This window comes from Streptomyces sp. NPDC030991 (genome assembly GCF_055571235.1).
The window spans coordinates 194954-210432 of record NZ_JBVIFR010000002.1 but is presented as its reverse complement, the minus strand read 5'-3'; the positions used below and the strand labels follow the sequence as shown (position 1 = coordinate 210432).

Below are 15479 nucleotides of genomic sequence, written 5' to 3'. Positions count from 1 at the left end.
CATCCTCCGTACGAGGGGAGTGGGTGGGGCACAGGCGCGCGCCGGACGCGCCGGGGGACGTGACGCCCCGCAGAAGGAAGGAGGGGCGCGCGGTCCAGGTTGTCCGGTACCGGTCAATGACCGTAATGACTGTCGCGTCTCACAGGAACCCCTTTGACGCGCACGGCCGGAACTTTCTCCTCGGAAAGAACAAAGCGTTCGTGGGGCACGGATATGCGCGGGGGCGCCCGCCGGAACCGACTGGTTCGGGGGGCGCCCACGGGGTGGCGGTGACGCTGATGGTGACGGTTGGCTGTGGCGCCGGGGGCGCTGTGACTGTTGCCGTTGGTGTGACTGTGACTGTGACTGTGACTGCTGGTGTGGCTGTGGCTCAGGCGGCCCTCTCGGCAGCGGCGTCGTCCTGGGGGAGCGGCGCGGCGATCAGCCGGCGCAACAGGTCGGTGCGGGCGGCGGGCGCGGCCTCCGACAGGAGCGCGGCCAGTACGGCGATCCGGGTCTGGCCCGCGCGCAGGGTGCCGGAGAGCACCGCACCCGCGGCGACCAGGTCGACGGCGCCGCCGCCCGTGTAGATCTCGGCGAGCGGGCCGGCCGGGACCCGGGTGCTGACCGCGACCAGGACGCCGCGCCGGACGGCGGCGGCGACCGCGTCGACGAACTCGGGGGTGGCGTTGCCCGCGCCGGTAGCGACGAGCACGATCCCCTGCGCGCCCGCGGCGAGCGCCGCCTCGAAGAGCGCGGGGTCGGCGTCGCTGTGGTGCATGACGATGTCGACCCGCGGTATGTGGGCCCCCTCCCGCGGCGACGGCAACGGGGCCGGGCGCTGCGGGGCGGTGCGGATGTCGACCCGGCCGAAACCGAGCCGGCCGAGCGGTCCGGCCGAGGGGTCGGCGAACGCGTTCGCGGCGAGGGTCTGCGTCTTCACGGTGCCGCGCGCGGCGTGCACCCGCCCGTCGAACACCACCAGGACACCCAGGTCCCGTACGGAGGCGGCGACTTGCAGCGCGTCGTACATATTGCCCGGGCCGTCGCCGTCGGTTGCGCCGAGCGGCTTCTGCGCCCCGGTGAAGACCACCGGGCGGGGGTCGTCGTGGTGCAGGTCCAGCAGGAACGCGGACTCCTCCAGGGTGTCCGTGCCGTGCGTGACGACGATGCCGTCCACCGCCGGGTCCGCGAGGACCTCGCGGACGGTGCGCAGCAGGGCCAGCTGCCGCTCGCTGGTCATCCGCGAGCTGTTCACGTTGAACAGGTCGACGACCTCGACCGCCACCCCGTCCGGCACGGCGGCGCTGGCCAGGACGGTGTCCCCGCCGGCGTCGGCCGCGTAGCCGGTGCCCTGCCAGCGGCTGGCGATGGTGCCGCCGGTGCTGATGAGGGTGATGCGCTTGGGGGTGCGGATGTGTTCCATGGGGGCTGCCTCGCGAAGGTACGGGTGCGTACGGACGTGTGGATGCGTACGCGTGCGACGCCTGAACCGGGCGCGTGCACGTTCGATCTTCAGCAAGGATAATTCGAAAAGGGCGCAATCGGATTGCGAATCCTGGCCGATGATCGCGGATCGTGGAGCGCACAATTGCGTCATGGACCAGATCGACTTGAATATCTTGCGCGAGCTTCAGAGCGACGGCCGTCTCAGCAACCAGGAGCTGGCCCAGCGGGTCGGCCTGAGCCCGTCGCCCTGCATGCGCCGCGTCCGCCAGCTGGAGAAGGACGGCGTGATCCAGGGGTACCGCGCGGTCGTGGACCCGGCGGCCGTCGGCCGGGGCTTCGAGGTCCTCGTCTCCATCGAGGTGCGCCGCGACCGTGCGGCCGTCGAGGCGTTCGAGCGCGCTCTCCAGGACATCCCGGACGTCATCGAGGCCTACCGCCTCTTCGGCAGCCCCGGCTGTCTGCTGCGCATCGCGGTCGCCGACCTGGCCGCGTACGAACGCCTGTGGATCGAGCGCCTCACCACGCTCGACGGTGTGACCGAGGTGAACTCGCAGATCATCATGAAGCGCGTGAAGGAGCCGCGCGGTCTGCCGGTGTGAGGTGCCGAAGTGCCGGTCCCCTCACAGGAGTTGGGAGACCCGGTACGCGACGCCGCCCTCCACCAGATACCCCGTGGCGACGCACACCACGTCGTTCAGCCACGCGTAGCGGGACGAGCCCGTCTCGAAGAGCGGGTTGGTGCGGAAGTAGTAGCGCGCCGGGTCGACGAGGTGGCGCCGGGCGGGGTCGGCCACCTCGGCCCGGGCCTCCGGCGGGGTGACCAGCCGGCCGTGGTACGACATGTACAGCAGGTCGCCGTCGTGGGTGCGCAGCGTCAGCCGCACGTCCACCGACATCGAGCCGTCGGCGCGGAACAGGGCCCAGTCACCACCCGAGGGCAGCACCTCCCCGCGCAGCCGGGGCCCTTCGAACGTCCCGCCCGTGGCGCCGAAGAACACGCGGCGCCCCTGTGGTCCCGCTCCCATGTCGAGCCGTGGAGCCAGGTCGTCCACCATGTCGAAGAGCCGGACCGTGCGCGGCTCGGGTACATCCTTCACGCGCGGGTCGAGCGCCATGGCTCACCGCCTCCCCTTCTCGTCGCCGGACTCGTCCTTCTGGCCGGACGCGCCGAACAGCGTTGCCCTGACCGCGTCCGTGGAGACTCCGGACTGGGCACACAGCTCCGCCAGGTCGAAGCAGAACCGCTCGCTGAGGATCAGGCCGTCCCGGAAGCCGAACCGGATGAACGCCGGCAGCCGGGCCCGCGCCCCGTTCGGCGTCACCCCGAACCGGTCGCCGGTCATGGTCATCCGCACCGTCCCCCAGCACACCAGCGCGCCACCGCCGACGGCATGGCCCTCCAGAGCGATCTCGTAGTCGGGGAAAGAGGTGAAGAACGAGGCCAGCGCTGCCTCGTTCGCGTCCCGGCCGCGCGCGGTGGTGCCGAAGGCTGGGGCTTCCAGGGTCATTTCGTGGTGGAGGAACTTCATGGCCGCGGGCACGTCCTGGCGGCTCTTCGCCACCGCCAGCCCGTGCGCCAGCTTCAGCATGCGGACGGCGTCCAGGGGGCCCGGGCGCTCCACAGGATCCAGAAGGCTCATAAACAAAACGTACGGCCGTACGTACGTTTTCGGCAAGAGGTCTGGCAGGATGAGGCCATGAGCGAAGCGGGGCAGGTGCAGCAGGGAGAGCAGGGGACGGCGGACCGGCGGCTGCTGCGCGGGGCGCGATCACGGCGGACGATTCTGCGCCGAGCCGTCGACGTCGCCTCGCTGGACGGCCTGGACGGGCTCAGCTTCGGCGTGCTCGCCACCGATCTCGGCATCAGCAAGAGCGGCGTGCAGACGCTCTTCGGGTCGAAGGAGAACCTGCAGGTCGCCACGGCGGAATGCGCACGCGGCGTCTTCGACGAGGCCGTCGTCCGTCCCGCGCTTGGCGCTCCGCGCGGGGCGGCGCGCCTGCGGGCCCTGACCGAGGCGTGGATCGTGTACGCCTCCGAGCCTCTCTTCCCGGGCGGTTGTTTCTGGGCGGCGAACCAGGCTGCCTTCGACGGCCGCCCCGGCCGGGTCCACGACGCCCTGTTCGCGGGCCAGCGCGGCTGGCGCGGCCTCCTCATCGGCGAACTGCTGCACGTCGCCCACGCGGACACCACCCCGGCCGCCGCCCCTGCCGCCGAACTGGCGGCCTTCCAGCTTGACGCGGTGCTCCTCGCCGCGAACACGGCGCTGCGCTGCGGCGACGACACGGTGGTGGACCGGGTCCGGCGGGTGACCGAGGGGGTCCTGGTCTCGATCGGGGCCGGGGCCTCGACCGGGATCAGGGCCGGGGGCGGGGCCGCGCCCGGCGGGTGATCCAGGGGCTTCTGGCCTCGATCGGGGCCGGACCCGAGTCGGGGCCGGAGCCGGGTCGGCGGACGCGGTCGTAGACGAGGGCCGTCGTGCCGTGCTCGCCCGCGCTCTGGCTGACGAGTGTCCACTGCCCCGCGGGGAGGCCGTCGTCGAAGAGACGCGGTCCGCCGCCGAGGAAGACGGGGAAGACCGTGAACGCCAGCCGGTCGACCTGGTCGGCCGCGAGCAGCGCCTTGATGACGCTCGCGCTGGAGAGAACGAGGATGTCACCGCCCTCGGTCGCCTTGAGCTCCCTGACCACGTCGGCGGTCGGCCCGTCGGCCAGCGTCGTCCGCTCCCACGGCGCCTCCCTGAGGGTGGTGGAGAGAACCACCTTGTCGGCGTCGACGAGCCACTTCGCGAACCCCTCGTCGCGCGGGTCGGCGCCGTCCGCGCCGATGACGGAGGGCCAGAAGCCGAGGAAACCCTCGGCGTTGACCCGGCCGAGCAGGGCCGTCGTCGCCGGCTCCCAGAGGCTGGTGAGGTGGTCGCGGGCGACGTCGGTGACGGCGTAGGGCATCACCCAGCTCATGTCCTGCGGGTGGTCCGGCTTGGCGTAGCGGCCGTCGAGGGAGACGGCGATGTTGGTGACGACCCGGCGGCCGCCGCTCTGCTGCGTCATGTCGTACTCCTTGAGTCAGTGTCCTTGCGGGGGTCGTGCGGGGAGTGGGGGCCGGGGGTGAAAGTGGCGGCGAGCTTGTCGAGGCTCTGGCCGAAGCCGATCTCGATGCCCGCGATGAAGTCGGCGGAGTCGATCGTGCTGTCGGTGACCCGATAGCGGACGTCGAGCTCGGTGCCGCCCTCGCTGGGCCGCAGCTCCAGGTCGACGTGGGCGGTGAAGGCGGGGCCGCCGTCGGGGAGCTGCGGCGAGAGCCGGTAGGTGAGGTGTTCGCCGGGGCGGACATCGTCGACGACGCCCTCCGCGCGCCCGGCGACCACGTCGGCGCCGCCGCTGTCCTCGGCGTCGCGGTACTCCTGGACGATCCGGCCGCCCGGGTGTGCCTCGAAGACCAGCTCGGAGACGCGCAGGTCGTCGGGGGTCCACCAGCGGGCGAGCAGGGCGGCCTCGGTGAGGTGGCGCCACGCCAGCTCGGGGCGGGCCGCCAGCGGTCGCCGGAACCTGAACGAACGGCCGTCCGCCCACCCCGCCTCCTGCGCGGCGAGCCGCTCCGCGCGCAGTCCGAGCCCGTACCGGTCGAAGGCCGCGCGCTGCCCGTCGGCCCGGTCCGCGGTGTCGGCCAGCCGGCTGAGCGCGGCGGCCAGGTCCCGCAGGGGGTCGGGCCGGAGGGCGTAGATGCGGCGCTGGCCGGTGCGCTGGGAGGTGACCACGCCGGCCCGCTCCAGGGTCTGCAGGTGCTTGGTCGTCTGCGGCTGCCGCGCCCCGGCGAGCTCGGCGAGGACGCCGACCGGGCGGGGCCGCTCGGCCAAAAGGCGCACGAGCCGCCACCGGGCCGGGTCGGCCAGTGCGGGGAGAAGAGCGTCGTCCATGGCCTCAGTATTCGCCACGAGGAATATTCCTGTCAAGGAATATGGCGTGGGGGCGTAGAGCGGGAGCGGCGGACGAGAACGAGAACGCGAGCGGGCACGGAAACGGCGGCCGAGAGCACCGGAGAAAAAAGGGGTGGCGCGCGGTCGCGGCCACGGCTACGGTCGTGTCGTTCCCGGGCGGTCCGCCGTCCGGGCCGACCGGCCCACCGTTGTGCGTGAGGAGGTGTTGACCCGATGACTGTCGTTGCGACGGGCGCTGCCCGCATCCGGAAGTTCGTCACGTCCACCTCCGTGGCCACCGGCTGAGCCGTTCCGCGCTCCTCCTGTCGCCGGGGCCGCCCCTCGAAGGGTCACCCCTTGTCTCGTTCCACATCTTTCGGTTTCTCTAGCTCGTCCGGCTCTTCCGGCTCCGGTCATCCCGTTCTCGCCGCCTACGGGTGGGACGACCGGTGGGCCGCCGAGTTCGCCCCGTACGCCGAACGCGGTCTCGTGCCCGGCCGGGTACTGCGGGTCGACCGCGGGCGGTGTGATCTCGTCACGCCCGACGGGGTCGTGCACGCCGACACCGAGTACGTCGTACCGCGCGACCCCCTGAAGGTCATCTGCACCGGTGACTGGGGAGCCGTCGACCCCGTCGGCCGCGATCCGCGGTACGTCCAGGCGTATCTGCCGCGCCGCACCGCCTTCGTGCGCTCCACCTCGTCCAAGCGGTCCGAGGGGCAGATCCTCGCCGCCAACGTGGACCACGCGATCATCGCCGTGTCCCTGGCCGCCGAACTCGACCTCGGGCGGATCGAACGGTTCCTGGCGCTCGCCTGGGAGTCCGGGGCCCAGCCACTGGTCGTGCTCACCAAGGCGGACCTCGTGCCCGACCCCGTCACGCTGTCCTATCTGGTCTCCGACGTCGGGGTCAGCGCGCCCGGCGTCCAGGTGCTGCCCGTCAGCGCCCATGACGGCGACGGCACCGATGTCCTGCGGGCCGTCGTGGCCGGCGGCACGTCCGTGCTGCTCGGCCAGTCCGGTGCCGGGAAGTCCACGCTGGCCAACGCGCTGCTCGGCGCCGACCTGATGGAGGTCCAGGCCGTCCGCGACATCGACGGCAAGGGCCGGCACACGACGACCACCCGCAACCTGTTCGTGCTGCCCGGCGGCGGGGTCCTCATCGACACGCCGGGCCTGCGCGGAGTCGGCCTCTACGACGCCGAGTCCGGTGTCGGCCAGGTCTTCGCGGAGATCCAGGAACTGGCGCGGGACTGCCGCTTCCAGGACTGCGCGCACACTGCGGAGCCCGGCTGCGCGGTGCTGGCCGCGCTCGCCGACGGGACGCTCCACCAGCGCCGCCTGGAGAGCTACCGCAAGCTGTTGCGGGAGAACCAGCGGCTCGCCGCCCGCACGGACGCGAGGCTGCGGGGCGAGATGCGCAAGGTCTGGAAGCAGCGCGGGGCACAAGGCCGTGCGGCGCTGGAGGCCAAGCGGGGGCGCCCGATGTAGGGCGAGGGGGGCGGCGCCCGGGGCAGTGCCATGTCCGATTCCCGCCAGCCGGGCGGGCCGCCCCGCGTCACACTGGGAGCGTGCTGATCGACGAGGACACCCGCTACCAAGCCGTGCGCAGCCGGGACGCCCGGTTCGACGGAGAGTTCTTCTTCGCCGTCGAGACCACCGGCATCTACTGCCGCCCGAGCTGCCCCGCGGTCACGCCGAAGCGGCAGAACGTGCGGTTCTACGCCTCGGCCGCCGCCGCGCAGAGCTCCGGGTTCCGGGCCTGCCGGCGGTGCCGGCCGGACGCCGTGCCCGGGTCCGCCGCGTGGAACGCGCGCGCCGACGTCGTCGGCCGCGCGATGCGGCTCATCGGGGACGGCGTCGTCGACCGGGAGGGCGTCGGCGGGCTGGCCGTGCGGCTCGGGTACAGCGCGCGACAGGTGCAGCGCCAGCTCACCGCCGAGGTGGGCGCCGGACCCGTCGCGCTGGCCCGCGCCCAGCGCGCCCACGCCGCACGGGTGCTGCTCCAGACGACGCCTCTGCCGGTCACGGAGATCGCGTTCGCGGCCGGCTTCGCGAGCGTGCGGCAGTTCAACGACACGATGCGCGAGGTGTACGCCCGTACGCCCACACAGCTGCGCACCGACGCGCCCGGCCGCGCCGAGGAGCGGCGGGCCGTCGCCTCCACCGCGGGGATCCCGCTGCGCCTCGCCCACCGCGGCGCCTACCGGTCGGGGCCCGTCTTCGATCTGCTGGAACGGGAACTCCTCGCCGGGATCGAGGAGTTGACCGGCGAGCGCGGCTCGCGCATGTTCCGGCGCACCCTGCGGTTGCCGTACGGGACGGGCATCGTCTCCGTCGACGAGGCCGGGCACGAGCAGCCCGGCGCGCGGGCCGAACACCGCGGCGGCTGGCTGGACGCCCGGATCCACCTGACCGACCTGCGGGACCTGACCACGGCCGTGGGCAGGCTGCGGCGCCTGTTCGACCTGGATTGCGACCCGTACGCGATCGACGAGCGGCTCGGCGCCGACCCGCGGCTCGCCCCGCTCGTCGCCGCCCGGCCCGGCCTGCGCTCGCCCGGCGCCGCGGACCCCGAGGAACTGGCGGTGCGGATCCTCGCCGGGCCCGTGGAGTCCGCGCGGCTCGTCGAGCGGTACGGCAAGCGGCTCGACGCCCCCTGCGGCGGTCTCCACCGGGTCTTTCCCGCGCCCGACGCCCTCGCCGACGAGCCGGGCACGCTCGGCGCCCTCGCCCGCGCCCTCACCGACGGCACGCTCGCGCTCGACCCGGGCGCCGACCGTGACGACGCAGAGGAGACGTTGCGGTCGCTGCCCGGCATGGACGCGCGCACCGCGGCGCTGATCCGGCTGCGTGCCCTGGGCGACCCGGACATGGCCGTCCCCGGTGACGGCGTCACCGGGGACGCCTGGCGGCCCTGGCGCTCGTACGCCCGCCAACACCTCATCGCAGAAGGACAGTTGTGACAGACATGAGCACACCCGGCGAGTCCACGTACTACGCCACGGCCCCGAGTCCGCTCGGCGAACTGCTGCTGACCGCCGACTCCACCGGCGCTCTCACCTCCCTGTCCGTGCCCGGGCAGAAAGGCGGGCGCACGGTCCAGGACGGCTGGCTGCGCGACCCGGCCCGTTTCGGCGATGTCACGGAGCAGCTCGCCGCTTACTTCGCCGGTGAACTCAAGGAGTTCGAACTGGAATTGAGGGCGACGGGGACGGAGTTCCGGCGGCGCGTGTGGGACGCGCTCGACGACGTGCCCTACGGCGCCACCACCACCTACGGCGCCGTGGCCGCCCGTATCGGCGCCCCGCGCGCCGCCGTCCGAGCCGTCGGCGGTGCGATCGGCGCCAATCCGCTGCTCGTCGTGCGGCCCTGCCACCGGGTGATCGGCGCCGGCGGATCCCTCACGGGGTACGCCGGCGGCCTGGAACGCAAGGTGCGGCTGCTCACCCTGGAGGGTTCCCTCCCGCACTGACCGTCACGGCACCTTCTGTGGTTCCGGGCTCACCGCGACGGCCGCCGTATACCCCTCGGGCACCGGGACGTCCCGCAGCGACCAGCCGCCGGGCGCGCCGGGAGAGCCGGGCAGTGTGCCCACGTAGTCGAGGTCGGTGGCGCGGGACAGGCCCGTGCCGATCCCCTTCAGGTAGGCCTCCTTGCGGACCCAGGCGCGGGACACGGCGAGGAGGCGCTCCAACGGGTCCTGGATCGCGCCCAGTTCGTCGCGTTCCCGGGGGTGCAGTACCGGTGTCAGATCATCGGCGACCGTCGGCTCCGTCACCTCCTCCACGTCCGCGCCGACCGGTACGGGGGCGAGGGCCACCAGCGCCAGATCGCCGCTGTGGGAGAGGGAGAAGTGCGCGTCCGGCGCGTCCGCGAGCGCGGGGCGGCCATGAGGCCGGCCGCATCCCGGGCAGGGTTGGCGTACAAAACGCAGAGCCTCGGGCGGGCGGCCCAGCCTCTCGCCCAGGATGGAGCGCAGTGCCAGGTGCGCGGTGACGTACCGCCGCCGGTGCCGCTCGAAGGCGAAGGCTGCGGCGCGCCGCAGCTCGTCGGCGTCGAGGACACCTTCCCCGTCCCCGGTCGCGGCGTCGGTCCGCACCAGCCACAGCCGGACCGCCCCGAAACCCTCCAACTCCCTGATGTCGTCCATGAGTCACGCTTCCAGATGGCGCAGGACCGCGAGGATCCTCCGGTGGTGTGCGGCGGTGCGCGGCAGATCCAGCTCGTCGGAGACCGTGTCGAGGTGCGTCTCGACCGCGCTGAGCCCGTCGAGCGCCGACGGATAGACGCCCCAGGCGCTGGTCACCCCCACGCCGGCCGAGCCTACCGGTCCCGCCGGGCGGCCGGATCTTGGGCGCCGTCGCGGCCCGAGATCAGGCTGCGGAAGAGGGGACCATCCGGCCGAGCAGGACCGCCTTCGTGCCGTGCCGCTGGAACCGGGCTTCCGTACGTTCCAGGTCTGCGGTCCGCACCAGCGGGCGGCCCACAAACGGAGGTGCGGGAACGGAGGTGCGTAAACGGGGGCGGTCAGCCCCAGATCTCGGCCCCGGCCCACGCCCCCACGATCAGCAGGCACGCGAACAGTTCGGCCAGGACGCTGGAGCCGCCCGCCCGCATGGCCGTCCGGGTCGACGCCGCGGCGTCCCCGTGGCTGCCGAGCCGCAGCCGTTCCGCCCCGTAGATGCCGGCCACGAAGCCGGGGATCGCACCGATCACCGGGACCACGCAGAACCCCACGAGCGCGCCGACGCCCGCCCAGACCGCGAGCCCGCGCGTCGCCCCGGCCCGCCGCAGCCGGCGCGGCGGCAACTGCCAGCGCAGCACCTGGGCGGCGAGCAGGACGGCGGTGGCACCGACGAGAACGCCCCAGGCCAGGCCGCTGGGGGCGCGCAGCGCCCAGACGGCGACCGCCGCCCACACGAGCCACGACCCGGGCACGCCCGGCACCAGTACCCCGCACAGGCCGAGCGCCAGCACGGCCCCGACCAGCAGGAGTTCCCACGCGCCCATGGGCCAAGGGTCCCCCATCCGCCGGATCTGCGCGCGCGCAGATCCGGCGGGCCGGCACCGGACGTCAGCGGGCCACCCAGCCCCGCTCGTACGCGTGCCAGCCCAGCTGGAGCCGGGTCGTCACCCCGGCCAGCTCCATCAGCCGCTTCACCCGCCGCTGCACGGTCCGCAGCCCCAGATCCAGCTGCTTGGCCACGCTCACGTCGGTCAGCCCCGCCAGCAGCAGGGAGAGGATCTCCAGATCGGTGCCGTCGGGCCCGGCGCCGCCCGCCTCCTCCACCCGCCCGCTCTCCCCGAGCCGCAGCGGCAGCGCCTGGCGCCACACCGCCTCGAAGAGCCCGGACAGCGACTCCAGCAGGCCGCTGGCGTGCACGACCAGGGCCGCCGGCTGCGAGGCGCGCGAGGTCAGCGGCACCAGGGCGAGCGTGCCGTCGGCGATCACCAGCTTCGTCGGCACCCGGTCCATGACGCGGACCTGCTCGTCGCGGCCGATCGCCGCGGACAGCTCGGTCAGCCCGGTCGGCAGCGAGAGGACCTCCCGCTCGATGACCACGCGGTAGTCGACGCCGCGGCTGACGGCCTGCGGCTCCGCCTCGTTCTCCATGCCGGTCACGGCGACCGGGTTGCCGGTGACCAGGGCGCAGACCTGCGAGGTCGCGCCCAGCTGGATCTGGAGAAAGCGCTGCGAGACCGCGGCGGCCCCCGTCACCACCTCGACCAGATCGTGCACCGCGGGCTCGGCGGCCTGCGCCCGGTACTCCTCGGCGAGCAGCGCAGCCGCCAGCTCCGCCTTCTCCAGCTCGTGTCTGCGCTGGGTAAGCAGCGCGCCGAGGGCGACGCCCGGCGGGGCGGCCACCCAGCGGCCGGGCCGCGCCGACGACTGGGCTGCGAGGCCGTGCCGCTCCAGCAGGCGCAGGGTGACCTCGGCCTCGTACTCGGCGAGCGTCAGCCACCGGGCCAGATCGGACACATCCGCCGCGCCCACCGCCACCAGGGCGCGGTACGCCGACTCGTGCACCTCGTCCAGACCTATCGCACCCAGCATGCGGCGATGCCCCTCCCGCCCAGTTCCACCCGGTCCGCTCCGTCACCCCCCGTGGCGGGAACCGGCCACGGCACAAACCCGCCGCGCCCATCTTCCCTGTACCGGCCGTCACTCTGCCAATGTGGCGCCACCGCAGCACCGACACCCGCCGGGAATATGGCGTATGGGCCGTATTCACCTGCGCTTTCACTTGGGGGAGAGCGATGCGCCCGACAGCGCGCACGGCCCTGGGCACGGCGATAGCCGCCGTCCTGGCCGTCACCGCGGCCGCTCCGGCCGGGGCACGACAGGGGAGTGCCCCGGACGACGGCCGCCCACTGGCAGGCAGCGTCGCCGCCGCCGCGGCCGGAGGCGCCACCGCCACCGTCACCCTGGTGACCGGCGACCGCGTCCTCGTCACCACCGACGCCAAGGGCACCAGCACGGCCACCGCCCTGCCCTCGGCGGGCGGCGGCCGTGCTGGTGCCGTGCTGCAGACCCGGCAGAACGGCAAGGACCTCTACGTCTACCCGGACGGCGCCCTCCAGGCGATCGCCGCGGGCCGCGTCGACGAGCAGCTGTTCAACGTCACCGGCCTCGTCCGGCAGGGCTACGACGACGCGCACAGCGCGACGCTGCCGCTCATCGCCACCTACGACGCCTCCGTCGACGTCGCGCGCGCCGTGCCCGCCACCCCGCGCGGCGCCGACCGCGGCCTCGTCCTCGACCCGATCGACGGCGTCGCCCTGAAGGCCGACAAGAAGAAGGCCGCCGACTTCTGGGCCGACATCACCACACGCCGCTCCCGCGCGGCCGGTGACCTGAAGAAGGTCTGGCTCGACGCCAAGGCGCAGTCGCTGCTCGACAAGTCGACCAAGCAGGTCCACGCCGACCAGGCCTGGGCGGCCGGCTACGACGGCAAGGGCACCAAGGTCGCCGTCCTGGACACCGGCGTCGACACCGAGCACCCCGACCTCGAGGGCCGGGTCGCCGAGTCGAAGAACTTCACCGACTCCGCCGACGCCGACGACCACCAGGGCCACGGCACCCACACCACGTCGACCGTCGGCGGCACCGGCGCGGCCAGCGGCGGCAAGAAGAAGGGCGTCGCCCCCGGCACCACCCTGCTCAACGGCAAGGTCCTCAACGACGGTGGCTCCGGCGCCACTTCGTGGATCATCGCCGGTATGCAGTGGGCCGTCGACGAAGGCGCCGACGTCATCTCCATGAGCCTCGGCAACCCCGACGAGCTCGACTGCTCCGACCCGATGTCGCAGGCCACGCAGGAGCTGGCCCGCTCGGCGAAGGACACCCTCTTCGTGATCGCCGCGGGCAACTCGGGGCCGTCCCTCAACACGGTCTCCTCGCCCGGTTGCGTCCCCGAGGTGCTCACCGTCGGCGCCGTCGACCGCGACGACTCCACCGCGAGCTTCTCCAGCCGCAGCCCCGTACAGCGCACCCACACCCTCAAGCCCGAGATCGCCGCCCCCGGCGTCGCCATCTCGGCCGCCGCCGCGGGCGGCCGGGGCGTCTACGCGTACCAGTCCATGAGCGGTACGTCGATGGCGACACCGCACGTCGCAGGCGCCGCCGCGATCGTGAAGCAGCGCCACCCCGACTGGAACGCCGAGCAGATCAAGAGCGCCCTCGTCTCCTCCGCCGACGCCGGCATCCCCGGCGACGTCCGCGAGACCGGCGGCGGGCGGCTCGACGTGAAGGCCGCGATCGACGAGCCGGTGCTCGGCGCCGGAGCCGTCCAGGGCGGCACCTTCAACTGGCCGCAGGACACCAGCGACCGCACCACCGTCGCCGTCCCGTACACCAACACCACCGGCAAGGCGGTCCGGCTGACCCTGGCCGTGGACGGGGTCACCGGCAACGACGGCTCCGCGGTCCGCTCCTCCGTGGCCAAGTTCGCAGCGCGGACGGTCACCGTCCCGGCGGGCTCCACCGCCGAGGTCCCGCTGAAGCTCGACCCCGCGGCCTCCCTCAAGGCGGCCCAGTACGGTGACGTCACCGGCCGCGTCCTCGCCACCGGACCGGGCGGGGTGCACGTCTCCACCCCGTTCTCGCTCTACGTCGAACCCGAGACCGTCACCCTGCGCGTGAAGCTGATCGACCGTCAGGGGCACCCCGCCGACGGGGCCTCCTCCCTCGACGTCATCGGCACCGACACCGCGACCGGCGAGCGCCGCCCCAACGAGGGCGCCCCCGACCAGACGTACCGGCTGCGCCCCGGCGCCTACTTCCTCTCCGGCTTCATCGGCACCCCGGAGACGGCCGGAACCCTCGTCAACTCCCTGACCTACATGGCCCGTCCGCAGCTCGACCTGCGCAAGGACACCACGGTCGTGCTCGACGCCCGCAAGGCCCACAAGCTGAGTATCAGGACCGACAAGACGACCGAAGTGCGCGGTGTCACCCTCGGGTTCGCCCGCAGCTGGGACGGCACCTGGCTGCACGCGGGCACCGCGGCGGGCGGCCGCTCGATCCGCTCCTACTACGCGGCCGTGGACGGCCGGTCGAGCGACGGCACCTTCGAGTTCGACAGCTTCTGGCGGGCCGCCGCCCCGCAGTTCAGCGAGTTCGCCGTCGCGGGCGGCCCCGCGCTGCACCCGCTGACCGGCTCCACCGGCTCCGCCAACCTCGACGGCACCGGCAGCGCGCGGATCGTCGACGCGAAGTCAGGCAGCGCCGAGGAACTCGCCGCCGCCGGCGTCAAGGACAAGCTCGCCCTCGTCAAGCTCCCGGAGGACGGCAGCGCCGGCGCCATCGGCACCGCAGCGGTCAAGGCCGGCGCCAAGGGCGTCGTCATCTACCGTCCCGAGCCCGGGCGTTGGTACCCGAGCGCCGGGCTCGTCGGCGGCCCGCTGCCGATGATCGGCCTGGAGACGGCGGAGGGCACGGCGCTCGCCGGGCGGATCGCGGCCGGTCCCACCACACTGCGCTGGAAGGCCACCGCCAACAGCCCGTACGTGTACAACCTGGCCTTCCCCGAGACCGGCGCGATCGGCTCGGACCGCACCTACCGGGTCCACGACGACGACCTCGCCGTGAACAAGGCGACCTACCGCGCCATGGGCACCGCCGCCGACTACGTCGACCTGCCCGCCGCCACCCGGCCCTCCGGACTCACCGCCTCCTTCGGGGACTTCGAGACCGTCGCGGCGCCGTCGCGGCGCACCGAGTACTACTCGGCGGGCGGCACCGGCTGGGGCCACCAGGTGTCCAGCGGCTTCCCGTGGGGCGAGTTCATGATCGACCCCGTGCGCACGTACAAGAAGGGCGAGCACCGCACCGAGGAGTGGTACGGCGGCGCCCTCGCCCCGACGGCCCCGCTCGACGACTCCGGCGCCCAGGCCCTCGCGGCCGAACGCCAGGGCAACCTCATCGGCGTCGCCCCCGGCTTCTGGGGCGACGGCCAACACCTGGGCATCCAGGGCGGCTTCGGTGACATCGGCGGTCTCGAACTCAAGCGGAACGGCGAGAGCATCGGCGAGACGGGCTGGCCGTACGGGGCCTTCGAGGTCCCCGCGGACGACGCGGCGTACGCCCTCACGCTGCACACCGCGAAGATCGGCTCCAAGGTCTGGAACCGCTCGCCGGAGACCCTGACGACGTGGTCGTTCCGGTCACATCTCGACGAGTCCGCCTACTCGCAGGGCATCCCGCTCCTCTTCCCCCGCCTCACGCTGCCGGAGGACGGGCTCAAGACGCTCGCCGCGGCCGCAGGGCAGAAGATCGCCCTGACAGCGACGGGCCACGCCGGCTACACCCCCGGCGCCCTGACCGAGGCCGCGCTCTCGTACTCGTACGACGGCGGCGAGACCTGGACCGAGGCGAAGACCGCACGGCACGGCGGCGCGTGGAGCGCCACCGTGGACCACGCCGGGGCCGGTGGCAAGCAGGTCACGCTCAAGGTCCGGCTGACCGACGCCAAGGGCAGCTCGGTCACCCAGACGATCACGCGGGCGTACGACGTGCGGTAGTTCGAGTGATCACCTGATCCGGTCCGCCGGGCGTCCTTCCCGTGGGGGGTGGGGCCGCCCGGCGGACCTTTTGCACGGCTGATTTTCCCGATGCCCCATTTTCGTACGGCC

General features: G+C 73.3%; 15 protein-coding genes and 1 pseudogene. 6 read left to right on the top strand and 10 right to left on the bottom strand.

Annotated elements, in window-relative coordinates; all coding sequences use genetic code 11:
* Nucleotides 1–370: 370 nt before the first annotated feature.
* Nucleotides 371–1405, bottom strand: coding sequence for an asparaginase (locus ACZ45E_RS04540; RefSeq protein ID WP_468216442.1), 1035 nt, complete (start codon nucleotides 1403–1405; stop codon nucleotides 371–373).
* 172 nt (nucleotides 1406–1577) lie between these two features.
* Between ACZ45E_RS04540 and ACZ45E_RS04535 the strand changes: the two genes are divergently transcribed.
* Complete coding sequence (locus ACZ45E_RS04535) at nucleotides 1578–2027, top strand: Lrp/AsnC family transcriptional regulator (RefSeq protein WP_468216439.1); 450 nt, start codon at nucleotides 1578–1580, stop codon at nucleotides 2025–2027.
* A gap of 21 nt (nucleotides 2028–2048) precedes the next feature.
* Here ACZ45E_RS04535 and ACZ45E_RS04530 read toward each other — a convergent pair whose 3' ends face one another.
* Together ACZ45E_RS04530 and ACZ45E_RS04525 are read right to left on the bottom strand one after the other, a co-directional pair.
* Nucleotides 2049–2543, bottom strand: coding sequence for a DUF3237 domain-containing protein (locus ACZ45E_RS04530; RefSeq protein ID WP_468216436.1), 495 nt, complete (start codon nucleotides 2541–2543; stop codon nucleotides 2049–2051).
* Nucleotides 2544–2546: 3 nt separating this feature from the next.
* A complete protein-coding gene (locus ACZ45E_RS04525) occupies nucleotides 2547–3068 on the bottom strand; it encodes an ester cyclase (RefSeq protein ID WP_468216434.1) in 522 nt (173 codons plus the stop codon).
* A 57-nt stretch (nucleotides 3069–3125) separates the two neighbouring features.
* Here ACZ45E_RS04525 and ACZ45E_RS04520 point away from each other — a divergent pair, with 57 nt between their 5' ends.
* Nucleotides 3126–3818: a TetR/AcrR family transcriptional regulator gene (locus ACZ45E_RS04520; protein WP_468216432.1), complete on the top strand. Its 693-nt coding sequence runs from the start codon at nucleotides 3126–3128 to the stop codon at nucleotides 3816–3818.
* Here the strand turns inward: ACZ45E_RS04520 and ACZ45E_RS04515 are convergent.
* Together ACZ45E_RS04515 and ACZ45E_RS04510 are read right to left on the bottom strand one after the other, a co-directional pair.
* Nucleotides 3784–4476, bottom strand: coding sequence for a dihydrofolate reductase family protein (locus tag ACZ45E_RS04515; RefSeq protein ID WP_468216430.1), 693 nt, complete (start codon nucleotides 4474–4476; stop codon nucleotides 3784–3786). The two genes, ACZ45E_RS04520 and ACZ45E_RS04515, sit on opposite strands and share 35 nt — an antisense overlap.
* Nucleotides 4473–5342, bottom strand: coding sequence for a metalloregulator ArsR/SmtB family transcription factor (locus ACZ45E_RS04510; RefSeq protein WP_468216428.1), 870 nt, complete (start codon nucleotides 5340–5342; stop codon nucleotides 4473–4475). Before ACZ45E_RS04510 ends, ACZ45E_RS04515 begins: the two co-directional genes overlap by 4 nt.
* A gap of 357 nt (nucleotides 5343–5699) precedes the next feature.
* On the opposite strand from ACZ45E_RS04510, the gene rsgA reads away from it, so the two are divergent.
* From rsgA to ACZ45E_RS04495, 3 genes are all read left to right on the top strand, one after another.
* Entirely contained in the window at nucleotides 5700–6833 is a 1134-nt protein-coding gene (rsgA, locus tag ACZ45E_RS04505) for a ribosome small subunit-dependent GTPase A (RefSeq protein WP_468216425.1), read from the top strand.
* An 86-nt stretch (nucleotides 6834–6919) separates the two neighbouring features.
* The gene (locus tag ACZ45E_RS04500) at nucleotides 6920–8308 is read left to right on the top strand and encodes a bifunctional transcriptional activator/DNA repair enzyme AdaA (RefSeq protein ID WP_468217123.1); all 1389 of its coding nucleotides are present in this window, start codon (nucleotides 6920–6922) and stop codon (nucleotides 8306–8308) included.
* A gap of 5 nt (nucleotides 8309–8313) precedes the next feature.
* Nucleotides 8314–8817 (top strand): methylated-DNA--[protein]-cysteine S-methyltransferase, encoded by a 504-nt coding sequence (locus tag ACZ45E_RS04495; RefSeq protein WP_468216423.1) that lies wholly within the window; start codon nucleotides 8314–8316, stop codon nucleotides 8815–8817.
* Between the two features lie 3 nt (nucleotides 8818–8820).
* Here the strand turns inward: ACZ45E_RS04495 and ACZ45E_RS04490 are convergent, their stop codons facing one another.
* From ACZ45E_RS04490 to ACZ45E_RS04470, 5 genes and pseudogenes are all read right to left on the bottom strand, one after another.
* A complete protein-coding gene (locus ACZ45E_RS04490; protein ID WP_468216420.1) occupies nucleotides 8821–9495 on the bottom strand; it encodes a 4'-phosphopantetheinyl transferase family protein in 675 nt (224 codons plus the stop codon).
* 3 nt (nucleotides 9496–9498) lie between these two features.
* Nucleotides 9499–9657 (bottom strand): hypothetical protein, encoded by a 159-nt coding sequence (locus ACZ45E_RS04485; RefSeq protein WP_468216418.1) that lies wholly within the window; start codon nucleotides 9655–9657, stop codon nucleotides 9499–9501.
* A 56-nt stretch (nucleotides 9658–9713) separates the two neighbouring features.
* Nucleotides 9714–9823, bottom strand: a pseudogene (locus tag ACZ45E_RS04480) (DedA family protein); the annotation flags it as partial.
* Between the two features lie 49 nt (nucleotides 9824–9872).
* Nucleotides 9873–10355: a DUF456 domain-containing protein gene (locus ACZ45E_RS04475; protein WP_468216415.1), complete on the bottom strand. Its 483-nt coding sequence runs from the start codon at nucleotides 10353–10355 to the stop codon at nucleotides 9873–9875.
* Nucleotides 10356–10419: 64 nt separating this feature from the next.
* Nucleotides 10420–11400: a helix-turn-helix transcriptional regulator gene (locus ACZ45E_RS04470; protein ID WP_468216413.1), complete on the bottom strand. Its 981-nt coding sequence runs from the start codon at nucleotides 11398–11400 to the stop codon at nucleotides 10420–10422.
* Nucleotides 11401–11603: 203 nt separating this feature from the next.
* Here ACZ45E_RS04470 and ACZ45E_RS04465 point away from each other — a divergent pair, with 203 nt between their 5' ends.
* Nucleotides 11604–15368 carry a S8 family peptidase gene (locus ACZ45E_RS04465; RefSeq protein WP_468216411.1) on the top strand — a complete coding sequence of 1255 codons (3765 nt, stop codon included), beginning with the start codon at nucleotides 11604–11606 and terminating at the stop codon, nucleotides 15366–15368.
* Nucleotides 15369–15479: the final 111 nt, after the last annotated feature.